The organism is Pseudomonas sp. LS44 (assembly GCF_024730785.1).
In the GTDB taxonomy this organism is placed as follows: domain Bacteria; phylum Pseudomonadota; class Gammaproteobacteria; order Pseudomonadales; family Pseudomonadaceae; genus Aquipseudomonas.
On the sequence record NZ_CP102830.1, the window covers coordinates 1,248,300 to 1,263,501 of the forward strand.

At 62.5% G+C, this 15,202-nt stretch carries 18 protein-coding genes; 10 read left to right on the top strand and 8 right to left on the bottom strand.

Annotated elements, in window-relative coordinates; translation table 11 throughout:
• Positions 1-121: 121 nt before the first annotated feature.
• Together NVV93_RS05560 and pdxH are read left to right on the top strand one after the other, a co-directional pair.
• Entirely contained in the window at positions 122-820 is a 699-nt protein-coding gene (locus NVV93_RS05560) for an OmpA family protein (RefSeq protein WP_258253452.1), read from the top strand.
• 49 nt (positions 821-869) lie between these two features.
• Positions 870-1,517 (top strand): pyridoxamine 5'-phosphate oxidase, encoded by a 648-nt coding sequence (pdxH, locus tag NVV93_RS05565; protein ID WP_258253453.1) that lies wholly within the window; start codon positions 870-872, stop codon positions 1,515-1,517.
• A gap of 146 nt (positions 1,518-1,663) precedes the next feature.
• On the opposite strand, the gene NVV93_RS05570 is transcribed toward pdxH, so the two are convergent.
• The gene (locus NVV93_RS05570) at positions 1,664-1,903 is read right to left on the bottom strand and encodes a hypothetical protein (protein ID WP_258253454.1); all 240 of its coding nucleotides are present in this window, start codon (positions 1,901-1,903) and stop codon (positions 1,664-1,666) included.
• A gap of 125 nt (positions 1,904-2,028) precedes the next feature.
• On the opposite strand from NVV93_RS05570, the gene NVV93_RS05575 reads away from it, so the two are divergent.
• The 3 genes from NVV93_RS05575 to NVV93_RS05585 all read left to right on the top strand — a co-directional run bounded on the left by NVV93_RS05575 (position 2,029) and on the right by NVV93_RS05585 (position 4,673).
• Entirely contained in the window at positions 2,029-2,493 is a 465-nt protein-coding gene (locus NVV93_RS05575) for a glycine zipper 2TM domain-containing protein (protein ID WP_258253455.1), read from the top strand.
• Positions 2,494-2,700: 207 nt separating this feature from the next.
• Complete coding sequence (locus NVV93_RS05580) at positions 2,701-3,558, top strand: DMT family transporter (RefSeq protein WP_258254295.1); 858 nt, start codon at positions 2,701-2,703, stop codon at positions 3,556-3,558.
• Between the two features lie 11 nt (positions 3,559-3,569).
• Positions 3,570-4,673: a PLP-dependent cysteine synthase family protein gene (locus NVV93_RS05585; protein WP_258253456.1), complete on the top strand. Its 1,104-nt coding sequence runs from the start codon at positions 3,570-3,572 to the stop codon at positions 4,671-4,673.
• Between the two features lie 20 nt (positions 4,674-4,693).
• Here NVV93_RS05585 and gap read toward each other — a convergent pair whose 3' ends face one another.
• Together gap and NVV93_RS05595 are read right to left on the bottom strand one after the other, a co-directional pair.
• Entirely contained in the window at positions 4,694-5,692 is a 999-nt protein-coding gene (gene gap, locus NVV93_RS05590; RefSeq protein WP_258253457.1) for a type I glyceraldehyde-3-phosphate dehydrogenase, read from the bottom strand.
• 70 nt (positions 5,693-5,762) lie between these two features.
• A complete protein-coding gene (locus tag NVV93_RS05595) occupies positions 5,763-6,434 on the bottom strand; it encodes a COG3650 family protein (protein WP_258253458.1) in 672 nt (223 codons plus the stop codon).
• 64 nt (positions 6,435-6,498) lie between these two features.
• Between NVV93_RS05595 and NVV93_RS05600 the strand changes: the two genes are divergently transcribed.
• Positions 6,499-6,894 carry a DUF488 domain-containing protein gene (locus NVV93_RS05600; RefSeq protein WP_258253459.1) on the top strand — a complete coding sequence of 132 codons (396 nt, stop codon included), beginning with the start codon at positions 6,499-6,501 and terminating at the stop codon, positions 6,892-6,894.
• A gap of 200 nt (positions 6,895-7,094) precedes the next feature.
• Here NVV93_RS05600 and NVV93_RS05605 read toward each other — a convergent pair whose 3' ends face one another.
• The 5 genes from NVV93_RS05605 to NVV93_RS05625 form a co-directional block, all read right to left on the bottom strand.
• A complete protein-coding gene (locus tag NVV93_RS05605) occupies positions 7,095-7,796 on the bottom strand; it encodes an ABC transporter ATP-binding protein (protein WP_258253460.1) in 702 nt (233 codons plus the stop codon).
• A complete protein-coding gene (livG, locus tag NVV93_RS05610; protein WP_258253461.1) occupies positions 7,796-8,563 on the bottom strand; it encodes a high-affinity branched-chain amino acid ABC transporter ATP-binding protein LivG in 768 nt (255 codons plus the stop codon). Before livG ends, NVV93_RS05605 begins: the two co-directional genes overlap by 1 nt.
• Complete coding sequence (locus NVV93_RS05615; RefSeq protein ID WP_258253462.1) at positions 8,560-9,828, bottom strand: high-affinity branched-chain amino acid ABC transporter permease LivM; 1,269 nt, start codon at positions 9,826-9,828, stop codon at positions 8,560-8,562. The genes livG and NVV93_RS05615 overlap by 4 nt, the downstream gene beginning before the upstream one ends.
• Entirely contained in the window at positions 9,825-10,742 is a 918-nt protein-coding gene (gene livH / locus NVV93_RS05620) for a high-affinity branched-chain amino acid ABC transporter permease LivH (protein ID WP_258253463.1), read from the bottom strand. Before livH ends, NVV93_RS05615 begins: the two co-directional genes overlap by 4 nt.
• Positions 10,743-10,860: 118 nt before the next feature.
• Complete coding sequence (locus NVV93_RS05625) at positions 10,861-11,982, bottom strand: branched-chain amino acid ABC transporter substrate-binding protein (RefSeq protein WP_258253464.1); 1,122 nt, start codon at positions 11,980-11,982, stop codon at positions 10,861-10,863.
• A gap of 262 nt (positions 11,983-12,244) precedes the next feature.
• On the opposite strand from NVV93_RS05625, the gene NVV93_RS05630 reads away from it, so the two are divergent.
• The 4 genes from NVV93_RS05630 to NVV93_RS05645 all read left to right on the top strand — a co-directional run bounded on the left by NVV93_RS05630 (position 12,245) and on the right by NVV93_RS05645 (position 14,934).
• Entirely contained in the window at positions 12,245-12,562 is a 318-nt protein-coding gene (locus tag NVV93_RS05630) for a DUF2288 domain-containing protein (protein ID WP_258253465.1), read from the top strand.
• A gap of 93 nt (positions 12,563-12,655) precedes the next feature.
• Positions 12,656-13,018 carry a DUF5064 family protein gene (locus NVV93_RS05635; RefSeq protein WP_258253466.1) on the top strand — a complete coding sequence of 121 codons (363 nt, stop codon included), beginning with the start codon at positions 12,656-12,658 and terminating at the stop codon, positions 13,016-13,018.
• Between the two features lie 240 nt (positions 13,019-13,258).
• Positions 13,259-14,149, top strand: coding sequence for an NAD(P)-dependent oxidoreductase (locus NVV93_RS05640; protein WP_258253467.1), 891 nt, complete (start codon positions 13,259-13,261; stop codon positions 14,147-14,149).
• Positions 14,146-14,934 carry a hydroxypyruvate isomerase family protein gene (locus tag NVV93_RS05645; protein ID WP_258253468.1) on the top strand — a complete coding sequence of 263 codons (789 nt, stop codon included), beginning with the start codon at positions 14,146-14,148 and terminating at the stop codon, positions 14,932-14,934. Before NVV93_RS05640 ends, NVV93_RS05645 begins: the two co-directional genes overlap by 4 nt.
• Positions 14,935-15,202 lie beyond the last annotated feature (268 nt).

Sequence of the window (15,202 nt, forward strand, 5' to 3'; positions counted from 1 at the left end):
ATACCGCTAAATCTTTGCGGATTAATGGCTTGCGTCCAGAATCTCATCTGTTGTGTGAGGCTGTTGCGCCATCATTTTCTGACCATCCGAATTCTTTTCATCTTTTCACGGAGTCCTGCCCATGAAGCTGCTCAAAACCGCCGCTGTGTTTATCTGCCTGACCGCAACCGGTTGTAGCAGCCTCAATCATGAGCCTTCGTCCTCTTCTCCATCTACGCGTAGCGCCGCAAGTAGCGAAAAAAGCTGGTGGCCATTCGGCGGGAAGAAGACCGCTCCCGAAACCGCGGCGAAGATCGACGAAGCCGCCACTCACGCCTGGCTCGACGCCTACGAACCGCGCCTGCGCGAAGCGCTGAAAGACAGCAAATTCACTCTTGAACGTCGCGACAACGTGCTGATCGTCACTGCACCGGTGGACAGTTCGTTCAATCCCGATCGGCCGGGCATGCTGATGCCCACTACGCTGGGTCCGTTCAGTCGGGTCGCCAAGCTAGTGGAAGGCGATAGCAAGACCGGCGTGTTGGTCCTCGGGCATGCCGACACCTCGGGACAGGCACCGGTGAATCGTCAACTCAGCCAGGAGCGCGCCCAGGCCGTCGCGGCAATTTTTCGTCTGAGCGGCTTGCGGCGTGATCGTCTGCTGCTCAAAGGTGTGGGTTCGGATATGCCGCGGGCCGCCAACGACAGCAGGGAAGGGCGGGCGCTGAATCGTCGGGTTGAAATCGTCCTCACCCCGCAGCACACCCTGATGGCGCTTCTTGCGCAGTACAACACGCCGGCGAAAGCTGGCCCGGTACTTGCGGTCACACAAACCAAATAACCCAGCGCTTGGGTAAGCTAAGGGCGCCCGCTTTGACAGGATTACTGCCATGACCCGATCCCTGGCCGATATGCGCCGCGATTACACCCGCGACGGCCTCAGTGAGACGCAGGCGCCGGACGAGCCGTTCGCCCTGTTTCGCCAATGGTTCGACGATGCCGTGCACACCGAGCAACTGCCGGTCGAGCCGAACGCCATGACCCTGGCCACGGTCGATGTGCAGGGCCGCCCGCATTGCCGAGTGCTGTTGCTCAAAGGGCTTGATGAGCGCGGCTTCAGCTTCTTCAGTAATTACGACAGTGCCAAGGGCCAGCAATTGGCGCAGCGTCCGTACGCCGCCATGACGTTTTTCTGGCCGGCGCTGGAGCGCCAGGTGCGCATCGAAGGCTGCGTCGAACGGGTGAGCGCCGAAGAGTCGGATGCCTACTTCCAGGTTCGCCCGCTGGGCAGCCAAATAGGTGCTTGGGCTTCGCCGCAAAGCCAGGTGATTGGCGGGCGCGACGAGCTGGAAACGCGTCTGGCTGAGGCCGAACAGCGTTTCCTCGAACAGGCACCGCACTGCCCGCCGCATTGGGGTGGCTACCGCTTACTGCCGGAGCGCATCGAGTTCTGGCAGGGCCGCGCCAGCCGTCTGCATGACCGCCTCAATTATCGACTCGACGGCGCCACCTGGCTGCGCGAGCGTTTGGCGCCCTAAGAACCTGTTTACGAACTCGCGAGCTAGAGCCATGCAAGACAAAAATAGGCGAGGAAGCGGAGTTTACGAGCTGTAAATGAGCATTCCGAGCCTATTTTTAACGCAGCAGGGCAGACGCGCAGCAGATCGTAAACAGGTTCTGACGGTTAATTCGGCGGCTGATAGCTACTGGCGGCGCTCTCCAGCCAGCTGGGTAAGTCACGCCGCTTGATGCCGTTGGCTTGTGCCTCACTCAAGCGGTCAAGCATGTAGGCGCGCTTGGCCGGATCCACGCCGGCCAGCGACATCGCCAAGTCGCGATCCATCCAGCGTTTGATGCGCACGTATAGCCACCAGTGGAAATACAGGCCGGCGGCGGTGGTAACGACGACGATGAAATAATCCATGACTTCTCGCAAACCCCATTGCGCTGATTAGGTTCTGACAGGCTCGAGTCCGGTGCCTGGTGTGGGACTGGCACCAATGGACGGCAGGGAGTTTAATGAACAAACGTCCTCTCGGGAGAAATGCTATGCGTACGTCTATTCTGCTGACCGCCACGTTCACAGCCGCCGCGCTGACCTTGAGCGGTTGTCAGTCCAGCCTAACTGGCGATACCTACTCGCGTGATGAAGCTCGTCAGGTACAAACCGTGCGCATGGGCACCATCCAGGCTTTGCGGCCGGTGAAGATCGAAGGCACCAAAACGCCTATCGGCGCTGGCGCTGGCGCGATAGTCGGCGGTGTGGGTGGCAGTGCCATCGGCCATGGCAAAGGCAGCGCGGTGGCGGCAGTGATCGGCGCGGTAGCCGGCGGCCTGTTGGGTGCGGCGACCGAAGAAGGTTTTACCCGTACTCAGGGTGTGGAGATCACCGTGCGTGAAGACGACGGCTCGATGCGCGCCTACGTGCAGGAAGTGCAGGTAAACGAAGTTTTCAAGGTTGGCGACCGGGTTCGGATCATGAGCGTCAACGGTACCAGCCGCGTTACCCGCTGAGCTGCCCCGAGTTTCCCGAGCCGGCCCATGGGCCGGCTTTTCTATGGCCCTGACCAAGCCGACCCAGCACTACAGTTGCCCCGTCGATCATTGCCTGACTGTCTCTGTGTGAGCGCCAGACTCGCTCTCTATACTGGCCGTTGAGATCGGAGGTGAATCGTGCAGCAGCAAGGACGGGGCTTGGCCTTGAGTTGTCTGGCGCTGGCCATGGCGCTGTGGGGCAGTTCGTTCATTGCCTTGAAACTGGCCTTCCAGGAGCTACCGCCGCTGTGGGTGATTTTCGGCCGCATGGCGCTCGGCAGCCTGGTCTTTCTGCTCGCCTGGCGCTGGTCGGGACGCATCGAATATCGCCCCGGCGACTGGAAATACCTGCTCGGCCTGACCATTTGCGAGCCGTGCCTGTATTTCATCTTCGAAGCCATGGCGCTGCAACGCACCAGCGCATCGCAGGCGGGCATGATCACCGCGCTGTTGCCACTGCTGGTGGCCATCGGCGCCTACCTGTTTCTGCGCGAGCGAGTGTCGCGCATGACGCTGGCCGGTTTCCTGTTGGCGGTGCTCGGTGCCGTCTGGCTGAGCCTGGTCAGCGAGCCCGATGTGCATGCTACGGCGCCGTTGCTGGGGAACTTCTACGAGTTTCTCGCCATGCTCTGTGCGACCGGCTACACATTGCTGCTCAAGCATTTGACCGCGCGCTATTCGGTGTTCTTCCTGACCGCCATGCAGGCGTTCATCGGCAGCGTGTTTTTCCTGCCGGTCGCGGCGCTGAGCTCGCCGCTGCCGAGCGTTATCAGCCCGATGGCCATCGCCTCGGTGGCCTACCTGGGTATCGTGGTGACGGTCGTCGCTTATGGTTTGTACAACTATGGCGTCAGTCGCCTACCGGCGAGCCAGGCCTCGGGTTTCGTCAATCTGATTCCGGTGTTCACCCTGATATTCGCCGCGCTGTTTCTCGGCGAGCGTTTGAACAGCAGCCAGATGTACGCTGTCGGTTTGGTATTCATTGGGTTGGCGCTCAGCCAGTGGCGCACACGGGTGCCACCGCCGGCCGGTATCCTCGATTAGGAGCTGACTCCATGAACAAGATGCGCCAGTGGGTACGCGAGTCGATCCGCATCATCGAGGCGGATTTCCAGCGCAGTGCCGATACCCATCTGATTCCCCTGGAAACTCCCGGCTTGCCTGGCGTGGAGCTGTACTTCAAGGACGAGTCCAGCCACCCCACGGGCAGTTTGAAGCATCGCCTGGCGCGTTCGCTGTTTCTCTACGCGTTGTGTAATGGCTGGCTCAAGCCGGGCGCTCCGGTGATCGAGGCTTCCAGCGGTTCCACGGCGATTTCCGAGGCTTATTTCGCCCGCCTGCTTGGCCTGCCATTCATTGCCGTAGTGCCAGCCAGCACGGCCAAGGAGAAGCTGGCCCAGATCGCCTTCTACGGCGGTCAGAGCCATCTGGTCGACGACCCGACGCAGATCTACGCCGAATCCGAACTCCTGGCCAAAGAGAGCGGCGGTCACTATCTCGATCAATTCACCTACGCCGAGCGCGCCACCGATTGGCGGGCGAACAACAACATCGCCGAATCGATCTTCCATCAGCTGCGTTTCGAGCGCTTTCCGGTGCCCAGCTGGTTGGTGTCCAGCCCGGGCACTGGCGGCACCCTGGCGACGCTCGGCCGCTATGTGCGCTACCGCCAGCACACCACGCGGGTGTTGGGTGCGGATGCCGAGCGCTCGGTGTTTTTCGACAGCTATGTCAGCGGCGATCGCGGTCTGACCCTGGACTGCGGTTCGGGTATCGAAGGCATCGGTCGACCGCGCGTCGAAGTGTCGTTCCTGCCCGAGGTGATCGACGCGATGACCAAGGTGCCAGACGCCTTATCGCTGGCGGCCATGCATTATCTGGCCGAACGCCTGGGCCGGCGGGTCGGCGGCTCCAGCGGCACCAACCTGATCGGCGCGCTGCTGGCGGCCGAGCGGATGGTCAAGCAGGGTGAACAAGGCTCGGTGGTGGCGATTCTCTGCGACGGGGGCGAGCGCTACGCCACCAGCTATTACGACGCGGATTGGCTGCGTGCCCATGGCTATGAGCTGCAGCCGTTGATCGCCGCTGTCGCCGCGTGTGTCGAACGTGGCCAGCCGCTGCCGCCAGTTGCCTGGGACAGCGGCCACCGCTGGGAATAATCAGCGACCAGAAGGCTGGGCTAGGCAGTTGGCCAGGCGAGCAACACATCCACCATGCGCTCGGCGAAGGCCCATTCGTTGTCGTACCAGGCGAGCACTTTGACCAGCTCGCCTTGCACCCGGGTGTGATTCAGATCGGCCACGCAGGAGTGCGGTGCGCCCTTGAAGTCGCCGGACACCAGCGGCAGGTCATTGCAGGTCATCACCCCATTCGGCAGGCGCACTGCGCCCTGGCGCAAGGCCTCGTTGATCGCTTCGCGGCTGGTCGGGCGTTCCGCGTTGAAGGTTAGATCGAGCAGCGAAACCACCGGCGTCGGCACGCGCACCGCCAGGCCGTCCAGGCGCCCGGCCAGCTCCGGCAGGACCAGGCCGATGGTCTTCGCCGCTCCCGTGCTGCTGGGAATCATCGACAGCGCCGCCGCCCGCGAGCGGTAGAGGTCGCGGTGCGCCTTGTCGAGCAGGCTTTGGTCGTTGGTGTAGGCATGCACGGTATTGATCAGGCCCTGGCGGATGCCGACCGCCTGGTGCAGCACCATGGCCAGCGGCGCCAGGCAGTTGGTGGTGCAGGACGCATTGGAGACGATCTGCTGATCGCCCAGCAGTTGATGGTTTACGCCGTAGACCACGGTCAGATCGGCGCTTTCCAACGGGTGCGAGAGCAGCACGCGGCCGGCACCGGCGCTCAGGTGCTGTTCTACCTGCGCGCGTTTTTTCAGCTTGCCGGTGCACTCGAGCACCACGTCGACGCCGAGTTGCTGCCACGGCAGTTTGCTGGGGTCCGGTTCGCGCAGCAGTTGGATGCTATGGCCGTTGACCTGCAGCTGGTCGTCCTGCAGCTCGACCTGGGCGGCGAAGCGGCCGAAGGTCGAGTCGAAGCGCGTCAGGTGGGCGAGGGTGGCGGGCTCGCCAAGATCGTTGATGGCGACCAGCTGGACGTGCTGGTGCAAGCCACGTTCGAACAGGACGCGGAGGACAATCCGGCCGATTCGTCCGTAACCATTCAGAGCAATGCGTACCATGCGGGTTCTCCTGCCGTTGCTGTTCAGCTTAGAGGGTGTCTGTGGGTCGATCAGTCGACCGCCGTCACGCTCACTCGCTGCGCAATCCGCCGTAATAGGCACAGCCGCGCTGCACTTTGCCGTTGAGGCGCAGTTCCGCAGCCAGGTGCTGCACGGCACCGCTCATGGTGTCGACGCAACGCTGCGGCGCGACCCAGAGTTCCAGACGCTGGCCATTGGCTTCGCTGGTCAGGTTGAAGCGGCCCTCAGGCAGTTGTTCCTCGACATAGGGCAGGGCCAGCGATTCCTGTCCCGGACGCTGTAGCAGGAGGCCTTTGGCGCTGACGTTGATGCTCCAGTCCGGCTCATGGCCGTTGGCATGCAGGGTCAGGCGCTTAAAGTCGGGGTCGGCGCAACCATGCCCCTCGCGTTGCAGGCGATACACCTGGGTGAGGCTCAGTTGGCCATCGCCTTCGCTGGGCTGGCTGGCGGCCGGCCGCCCACGCACATCGGCGAACAATGGGCCAGGGCCGTCGGCGAGCAACTCTGCGGCGTCACGGGCCAGGCTGGTGCTGCCGTCGTTGCTGATCAGCAGCTGGCGTTTCTCGTTGCAGGGACGCAGCACAAGCTTGCCGCCGCTGACCGTCAACTCGCCCTGCAGGCGGATCGGGATGCTGGTCGCCGACTCCGATTGCGGCTTGAAGACCTGGCAACTGGCGAGAAGCGGAAACAGGGCAAACACTAAAGAACGGGGGGCGCGCATGGTGGGTCTCCTGACAAGTGCGGCCACGTTACCCACGGTGCCGGCCGATCTCAAGGAGGCGGGGATGATTCGCTGTAAACGGGTGTATGCACCGCAAGCGGCAGACGATGGCTATCGGGTGTTGGTCGACCGACTGTGGCCGCGTGGCTGCAAGAAGGAGAGTCTGCGGCTGGACGCCTGGTTGCGCGATCTGGCGCCTTCAGCCGTGCTGCGCAAGAACTTCGGCCATGTGGCGGCGCGTTTCGAGGAGTTTCGCGTGCTCTATCGCGGTGAGCTGGCGGCGCATCCCGAACACTGGTGGGTGCTGCTGGACCCAGCCCGGCAGGGCACGCTGACCCTGCTGTTCGCTGCGCACGATGTGCAGATGAACAATGCCGTGGTGTTGGCGGAGTTTCTCGAAGAGGAGTTGGATCGCCAGCAACCAGGCAGTTCGCCGGTCTGTTATGCCGATGAGATGTGAGTTAGGGGTTGGCAGGGATGCAATCAGGGACCGCCCCGGATTTCATCCGGGCTATGGCTTGATACCTTGAGTCACCGGCCAACGCTCGTCGAACCGGCATAGCCCGGAAGCAATCCGGGATCGGCAATACACCACCTGCGGGATTTGATGCCTACCAAAAAAACGGCCCGTAATGGGCCATTTTTTCTACTGCGGGTGCATCAACCGCCGAGGTAGGCGTCGCGCACCTTGGGGTCATTGAGCAGCGCTTCGCCGGTGTCGTGCATCACCACCCGGCCGTTTTCCAGCACATAGGCGCGGTCGGCCAGTTTGAGCGCCTGGTTGGCGTTCTGCTCGACCAGAAACACCGTCACGCCGTCGTTGCGTAGTTGCTCGATGATCGAGAAAATCTGCTGGATGATGATCGGCGCCAGACCCAGCGACGGCTCGTCGAGCAGCAGCAGCTTGGGTTTGCTCATCAGCGCCCGGCCGATGGCGAGCATCTGCTGTTCGCCGCCGGACATGGTCCCGGCGCGCTGTTCGAAGCGCTCCTTGAGGCGCGGGAATAGGTTCAAGACCTTATCCAGCTGTTCCTGATGCTCGTCCTTGCTGCTGAAGAACGCGCCCATCGCCAGGTTTTCCTCGACGGTCAGGCGGGCGAACACGCGACGGCCTTCCGGCACCACCGCGATGCTCTTGCGCATGATGTCGCAGGAGGCCTGGCCGATCAGCTCTTCGCCCTGATAGCGGATACTGCCGCTGGCCGCGCGCGGCGAGCCGCACAGGGTCATCAACAGGGTCGACTTGCCGGCGCCATTGGCGCCGATCAGGGTGACGATCTCGCCCTGGCGGACTTCCAGGCTGACGTCGTGCAACGCCTGGATCTTGCCGTAGAAGGTGGAAACCTTATCGAACGTCAGCATCAGGCTTCTCCCAGGTAGGCTTTGATCACGTCCGGATTGTCGCGAATCTGTTCCGGAGTGCCGCTGGCCAGGGGCGCGCCCTGGTTGATCACCACAATGTGGTCGGAAATGCTCATCACCAGCTTCATGTCGTGCTCGATCAGCAACACGGTGACGTTGTACTGGTCGCGCAGCAGGGCGATTAGCTCTTTGAGCGTCTCGGTTTCGCGCGGGTTGAGGCCGGCGGCGGGCTCGTCGAGCATTAGCAGGCGTGGGCGGGTCATCATGCAGCGGGCGATTTCCAGGCGGCGTTGCTGACCGTAGGCCAGCGTCGCGGCCGGGCGGTTGGCCACCTCGGTGAGATTCACCTGCTCCAGCCAGTGCGCGGCGTATTCCATCGCCTCGCGCTCGCTCTTGCGGAACCCCGGAGTCTTGAACAGGCCGGCGAGGAAGTTGGTGTTCATATGCCGATGCTGGGCCACCAGCAGGTTTTCCACGGCAGTCATGTCCTTGAACAACCGCACGTTCTGAAACGTGCGCACCACGCCTTTACGGGCGATCTTGTGGCCGGGCAGGCCCTGGATCGCCTCGCCATCGAGGAGGATGTTGCCCTCGGTCGGCTGATAGAAGCCGGTCAGGCAGTTGAAAACGGTGGTCTTGCCGGCGCCGTTCGGGCCGATCATCGACACCACTTGTTTTTCCTGCACGCTCAGACTCACGCCGTTGACGGCCAGCAGGCCGCCGAAACGCATGGTCAGGCCGCTCACTTCAAGAATCGGGCGGCTCATGGTTTCAACTCCAGGTGCGGGCGCTGCATGGGCAGCAGGCCCTGCGGACGCCAGATCATCATCAGCACCATCAAGGCACCGAAGATCAGCATGCGGTAATCGCTGAACTCGCGGGTCAGCTCCGGCAGCAGGGTCAGCACGATGGCAGCGAGGATTACCCCCAACTGCGAGCCCATGCCGCCGGCGACGACGATGGCGAGGATGATCGCCGACTCGATGAAAGTGAACGACTCCGGAGTGATCAGGCCCTGGCGCGCGGCGAAGAAGCTGCCGGCGAACCCGGCAAAGCTGGCGCCCAGGGTGAAGGCGGTGAGCTTGATCACGGTGGGGTTGAGGCCCAGCGCGCGGCAGGCAATCTCATCCTCGCGCAGCGCTTCCCAGGCGCGGCCGATCGGCATGCGCATCAGCCGGTTGATGACGAACAGCGCCAGCAACGACAGCAGCAGGGCGATCAGGTAGAGGAAGATGACCTTGTTGATCGAGTTGTAGGGCAGGCCGAAGAACTCGTGGAAGGTCTGCATGCCGTCGGTGGCGACGCGCTCGAAACTCAGGCCGAACAGGCTCGGCTTGTCGATGTTGCTGATGCCGTTCGGGCCGCCTGTCAGTTCGGTCATGTTGCGCAGCAGGATGCGGATGATCTCGCCGAAACCGAGGGTGACGATGGCTAGGTAGTCGCCGCGCAGGCGCAACACCGGGAAGCCGAGGATGAAGCCGAAGAACGCGGCCATCAGCCCGGCGATCGGCAGGCAGGTCCAGAAGCCCAGCCCGTAGTAGTGCGAGAGCAGCCCGTAGCTGTAGGCGCCGACGGCATAGAAGCCGACGTAGCCGAGATCGAGCAACCCGGCGAGGCCGACCACGATGTTCAAGCCGAGGCCGAGCATTACGTAGATCAGCACCAGAGTGGCGATGTCCACCGCGCCGCGTGAGCCGAAGAACGGCCAGGCCAGGGCCACCGCGATCAGCCCGAGGATGACCATCCGCTGGGTGGACGGCAGGGTCAGCTTGTAAGCCAGCCCGGCAGGCATGCTTGGCATGTTCGGCGCGGCCTGCCAGCTGGCGGCAATCCGCGAACGCAGCAGCTGCCAGGCGAACATCGCCACTGCGCAGGCGGCGATGGCCCACAGCGTGGCAGGGCTGGCGCCATGAACTTCCAACTTGATGCCCACGGTGGTCAGCTTCAGGCCGAGTACCGGATAGGCCACCGCGAGCACCAGCAAGGCGCTGAAAAACGCGGTCTTGAGGGGTTTGTGCGTAGTCGTGTTCATACTTTTTCAACCTCCGGGCGGCCGAGAATGCCGGTCGGTCGCAACAGCAACAGGAGGACTAAGAGGACGAAGGCCACGACGTCTTTGTACTGGTCACCGAACACATCGGCGCCAAAGGCTTCGGCCACACCGAGCACCAGGCCGCCGAGCATGGCGCCGGGGATGCTGCCGATGCCGCCGAGCACGGCGGCGGTGAACGCCTTGATGCCGGCCAGGAAGCCCAGGTTGGGGTTGATGAAACCGTAACGGGCGCTGATCAGCACCGCCGCGACGGCCGCCAGGGCGGCGCCGATGACGAAGGTCAGGGCGATGATGTTGTTGGTATTGATGCCCAACAGGTTGGCCATCTTGATGTCTTCGGCGCAGGCGCGACAGGCACGGCCGAGACGCGAGCGGGAGATGAACAACGTGAGGCCGGCCATCGCCAGGAAGGTGATGACGAAGATAAAGACCTGCATGTAGGACACCGACACGGCGCCATTGGCGAGCAGCTCGAACCTGCCCGGCATCGGGTCGGGAATCGACTTGCCGCGTGAGTCCTGAGCGAGCAACACGGTGTTCTGCAGGAAGATCGACATACCGATCGCCGAGATCAGCGGAATCAGGCGATTGCCGCCGCGCAGGGGGCGGTAGGCGACCCGTTCGATGCTGTAGCCGTAGGCGCTGGTGACGATCATGCTGGCGAGGAATGCCGCGCCCATCAGCAGCACCACGCTGTCGATGCCGAACATGGCAAGGCCGGCGATGGCGATAAAGGTGATGTATGAGCCGATCATGTACACCTCGCCGTGGGCGAAGTTGATCATGCCGATGATGCCGTACACCATCGTGTAGCCGATGGCGATCAGGGCGTAGGTGCTGCCTACCGACAGGCCGTCGATCAACAGCTGTAGATAGTGATTAAGTTCGGGCATTGCCTAACTCCTCGGACCCCAGCAAAGCGGCGCTTGTGACGCAGCGGAAATCCGTAAAGCGCGGATAGACAAAACCCACTGCCAAACTGGCCAGTGGGTTTCGGTTCATGCGTGCAGCTTACTGCGCGGCGGTCTTGGTACCGTCCTGGTGCCACTCGTATACAACGAAGGTGAAGTCCTTGAGGTCGCCCTTGTCGTCAAACGCCAGGGTGCCGGTCGGGGTTTCGAAGGTATTGGCGCGCAGGGCGGCCGCTACTTTCTTGGTGTCGGTGTCGCCCGCCTTGGTGATGCCTTCGGCGATGACCTGGACGGCGGCGTAGGACGGGAACACGAACGGGCCGGTTGGGTCTTCTTTCTTGGCCTTGAACGCCTCGACCAGTGCCTGGTTTTTCGGATCCTGGTCGAAGGATTTCGGCAGGGTGACCAGTAGGCCTTCGGAGGCCGGGCCGGCAATTGCCGAGATTTCCTTGTTGCCCACGCCTTCCGGACCCATGAAGCGTATGTCCAGGCCTTTCTCTTTGGACTGACGCAGCAGCAGGCCGAGTTCCGGGTGGTAGCCGCCGTAGTAGACGAAGTCGGCACCGGCTTGCTTGATCTTGGCTATCAGCGCGGAGAAGTCCTTGTCGCCGGCATTCAGGCCTTCGAACAGGGAAACCTTGACGCCTTTGCCTTCCAGGGTCTGTTTGACCGCGGTAGCGATGCCTTCGCCATACTGCTGCTTGTCGTGGATCACCGCGACGTTGGTCGGCTTGATGCTGTCGGCGATGAAGTTGCCCGCCGCCGGACCTTGCATGCTGTCCAGGCCGATGGTGCGGAATACCAGTTTGTAGCCGCGGCTGGTGATGTCCGGGCTGGTGGAGGCCGCGGTGATCATCAGGATGCCGTCGTCTTCGTAGATATCCGAAGCTGGCTGAGTGGAGCTGGAGCAGAGGTGGCCGACCACGAACTTGATGTTGTCGTTGACGATCTTGTTGGCAACCGCCACGGCTTGCTTCGGATCGCAGGCGTCGTCATAGACCACGGCTTCGAGTTGCTTGCCATTCACGCCGCCGGCTTTGTTGATTTGCTCAACAGCCATTTTGGCGCCGATCAGCTGCATCTCTCCGTATTGGGCAACGGCCCCGGTGGACGGGCCGGCGAGGGCGATCTTGATGGTGTCGGATTGTTTATCGCAACCGGTCAGGCCGACAACGACGGCGATTGCGGTGCAAAGCAATGTGCGGCGGATGGTTTTGTTCATATTCGCTCCACTCATACCCTTATTTTTTGTCCTGACGAGTACCCGTCAGGCTCCTCAGAAAGCGCCCGTCCAGGCCCCCGCTAACTGTACCGGTACAGTGTAGGGTGCCGTCCTGCGGCTTGGAAGCCAGGACGCGAAGCTGGCCGGGCTGGTGTCGCCATATCGCAACAAACGTATAAAAAAACGGCGATTAAGCGCGCCTGACCAACGTTATCATGGCCGCCCGATTAGCCAACCGGCGCCCGCCACAACAGAGCAAGCCATGACAGAAGACCGTAGCACTCTCTATGCCAAACTGCTTGGCGAAACCGCACCGATTCGTTGGCAGGAACTGCAGCCGTTTTTTGCCCGCGGTGCCCTGCTGTGGATCGAACCGCAACTGGACTTGATCGCAGTGGCCCTGGCTGTGGCGGAAAACGACCACGCCGCGGTCGCCGCCTGGCTGGCAGAGGGGCGGGTGGCTAAGGTCGAAGCGCCGCAGGCCGAGGATCTGCTGGCGCGCGACCCACAATTGTGGGCGGTAGTTGTAGCGCCCTGGGTGCTGATCCAGGAGCGCGCCGAAGCGCCGACTCGGCACTGAAACGGTTGGTCTAAACTGAATCGAGCTTTTTGGGGCTTCAGCGGTCGGCAATGGTGCCGGAACCACGAAGTTGCCCACGTTAGGAGCGTTGTTATGTTTGAACCGGGTCATCTGCATCTGACAAATTTGGCTGGCTTGCATCAGCAGGAGTTTTCCATTGATCTCAACTATGAAGTGCGCCAGGACCCCGCCGAGGGGGCGGTGATGCACTTCCGTATGGTGGGCGAGATCGACGCCAAGCCATTCGAGGAGGAATTCGAACTGCGCCGCGACACGGCCTTCAACTTCGCCAGTGTCGCCACCCGCGTTGCCGCGAAACATGGCCTTAAGACGGGCTTCGGGCCGGTGGTACGCAGTCACAAGGAATTCGATGCGATGTTCGAAGACATCCGCGAGAAGCTCAATGCCCATCCTGGCGACCCGGTCGATCTGGACCGTCTGCTCAAGGGCGATTGAGCTTTCATCCCATGTCATTCAGGGCCCGCCGTGTGCGGGCCCGCTGCTTTCTGAGAACCTGTTTACGATCTTCTGGACTAGAGCCAGACAAGGCAAAAACAGGCGAGGAAGCGGAGTTTACGAGCTGTAAATGAGCATTCCGAGCCTGTTTTTAACGTGGTATGGCCGACGGACAGGAGATCGTAAGCAGGTTCTGAGTTGTTTCACCGGGTTTGATGAGTTATCGATTGGAGTTCCCGCATGACTACGCCTTTACCTTCCCTCGCATTCGCCGGCATCGGTTTGATGGGCCTGCCGATGTGCCAGCGCCTGCTCGCGGCGGGTTATCCGCTGACCGTTTGGAACCGTTCCCCGGAAAAGTGCGCCGCGCTGGTGGCCGCCGGGGCCCGGCAGGTGCATAGCCCCGGCGAGCTGTGTCATGCGGCGGATGTGGTGATGCTGTGTCTGGCCGATACGGCGGTGGTGCGCGAGGTGGTATTCGGTACCCAGGGGATTGCCGCAACTGCGCAGGCCGGGCAGCTGCTGGTGGATTTTTCCAGTCTGGAGCCCGCAGCCACCCGCGAAATGGCCAGCGAGCTGGAAGCACGCAGCGGCATGCGCTGGCTGGACACGCCGGTATCCGGCGGCACGCCGGGCGCGGAAGCCGGCACGCTGGCGATCATGGCCGGCGGCCGGGCGGAAGACCTCGAACGGGTGCGCCCGGTGCTCAGCCATCTGGGTCAGCGCATCACCCACATGGGTGCAGTCGGCGCCGGGCAGGTCACCAAGGTGTGCAACCAGATGATCGTCGCCTGCAATGCCTTGGTGATCGCCGAAGTCGTGGCGTTGGCCGAGCAGTCGGGAGTGGATGCCACGCTGATTGCCGAAGCGCTCAGCGGCGGCTTCGCCGACTCCAAGCCGCTGCAGATTCTCGCCCCGCAAATGGCCGACAGCCAGTTCGAGCCGGTCAAATGGCGGGTGCGCACCTTGCTCAAGGACCTTGATACCGCCGTCAAGCTGTCGCGCGAGCAGGGTCGCGCCACGCCGATGAGCGGGCTGGCCGCGCAGTTGATGCGTTTGCATGGCAGCCAGGGCAATCTGGAGCGCGATCCCGCCACCTTGGTGCAGCTCTATCGCGAGGAGTCGCTATGAAAATCGCCGCCAACCTGTCGCTATTGTTCACCGAATTGCCACTGGTCGAGCGGATTGTCGCGGCCGCAGCAGCCGGTTTCGATGGCGTGGAAATCCAGTTCCCCTATGAAGTGCCGGCGCTGCGCCTGAAGGAGGCCCTGGAGGCGGCAGGCATGCCGCTGGTGCTGATCAACCTGCCGGCCGGCGACCTGATGACCGGCGGCCCCGGTCTGGCCGGGGTGCCACAGCGTCAGGCGGAATTCGACGCGGCGCTGCAGGAAGCGCTGACCTACGCGGCGATGGTCCGGCCGCAATGCGTGAATGTGCTGCCGGGGCGTTTGGCGGATGGTGTCGAGCGTGAGCAAGCACTTGCGACCCTGGCTGGAAATCTGCGGCGGGCGGCCGAGGCATTTCAGTTGCTTGGCATCCGGTTGCTGGCCGAAGCGATCAATCCGCTGGATATGCCGGGCTTTTTGATCAACACGCCAGAGCAGCTGAAGGACTTGCTGCGTGCGGTCGACCATCCGAACTTCAGCGCGCAGCTGGATTTCTATCACATGGCCCGCCAGGGGCTGGATCTGCCGACGGCAATTGCTCGGTTGGCCGGCAACATCGGTCATGTGCAGTTTGCCGATTGTCCCGGACGTGGCGCTCCGGGCAGCGGTGCGCTGGATTTTCAGCCGGCTATGCAGGCCTTGCGCGCGGCGAATTACCGCGGCTGGCTGGGTGCCGAATACCTGCCAGGTGCAGCCGGCACCGCCGCCAGCCTGGGTTGGCTGGCGACGTGGCGCTCCCTCACGGCCTGAAGTGCAAGCCACTCTTGTAGGAGCGAATTTATTCGCGATGGAGCCGCACCGAGTTACCCCTTTTCGCGAATGAATTCGCGCCTACACAGTCCCGTAGCCGGATGCAATCCGGGAATATCGCAGGGCAGACCCCGGATTTCATCCGGGCTACGAAGCTTTGGTGTTTCAGCCGGTATGAGTTGCCGAAGCATCTGCCCAGCCCAGATCGTAGGATGGGTTGAGGCGCGCAGCGTCGATACCCATCGTCACGGATTGATGGGTATCGCTG

Coding starts and splice junctions, on each gene's coding strand:
- NVV93_RS05560 (WP_258253452.1), top strand. CDS start 122: ATGAAGCTGCTCAAAACCGCCGCTGTGTTTATCTGCCTGACCGCAACC.
- pdxH (WP_258253453.1), top strand. CDS start 870: ATGACCCGATCCCTGGCCGATATGCGCCGCGATTACACCCGCGACGGC.
- NVV93_RS05570 (WP_258253454.1), bottom strand. CDS start 1,903: ATGGATTATTTCATCGTCGTCGTTACCACCGCCGCCGGCCTGTATTTC.
- NVV93_RS05575 (WP_258253455.1), top strand. CDS start 2,029: ATGCGTACGTCTATTCTGCTGACCGCCACGTTCACAGCCGCCGCGCTG.
- NVV93_RS05580 (WP_258254295.1), top strand. CDS start 2,701: ATGGCGCTGTGGGGCAGTTCGTTCATTGCCTTGAAACTGGCCTTCCAG.
- NVV93_RS05585 (WP_258253456.1), top strand. CDS start 3,570: ATGAACAAGATGCGCCAGTGGGTACGCGAGTCGATCCGCATCATCGAG.
- gap (WP_258253457.1), bottom strand. CDS start 5,692: ATGGTACGCATTGCTCTGAATGGTTACGGACGAATCGGCCGGATTGTC.
- NVV93_RS05595 (WP_258253458.1), bottom strand. CDS start 6,434: ATGCGCGCCCCCCGTTCTTTAGTGTTTGCCCTGTTTCCGCTTCTCGCC.
- NVV93_RS05600 (WP_258253459.1), top strand. CDS start 6,499: ATGATTCGCTGTAAACGGGTGTATGCACCGCAAGCGGCAGACGATGGC.
- NVV93_RS05605 (WP_258253460.1), bottom strand. CDS start 7,796: ATGCTGACGTTCGATAAGGTTTCCACCTTCTACGGCAAGATCCAGGCG.
- livG (WP_258253461.1), bottom strand. CDS start 8,563: ATGAGCCGCCCGATTCTTGAAGTGAGCGGCCTGACCATGCGTTTCGGC.
- NVV93_RS05615 (WP_258253462.1), bottom strand. CDS start 9,828: ATGAACACGACTACGCACAAACCCCTCAAGACCGCGTTTTTCAGCGCC.
- livH (WP_258253463.1), bottom strand. CDS start 10,742: ATGCCCGAACTTAATCACTATCTACAGCTGTTGATCGACGGCCTGTCG.
- NVV93_RS05625 (WP_258253464.1), bottom strand. CDS start 11,982: ATGAACAAAACCATCCGCCGCACATTGCTTTGCACCGCAATCGCCGTC.
- NVV93_RS05630 (WP_258253465.1), top strand. CDS start 12,245: ATGACAGAAGACCGTAGCACTCTCTATGCCAAACTGCTTGGCGAAACC.
- NVV93_RS05635 (WP_258253466.1), top strand. CDS start 12,656: ATGTTTGAACCGGGTCATCTGCATCTGACAAATTTGGCTGGCTTGCAT.
- NVV93_RS05640 (WP_258253467.1), top strand. CDS start 13,259: ATGACTACGCCTTTACCTTCCCTCGCATTCGCCGGCATCGGTTTGATG.
- NVV93_RS05645 (WP_258253468.1), top strand. CDS start 14,146: ATGAAAATCGCCGCCAACCTGTCGCTATTGTTCACCGAATTGCCACTG.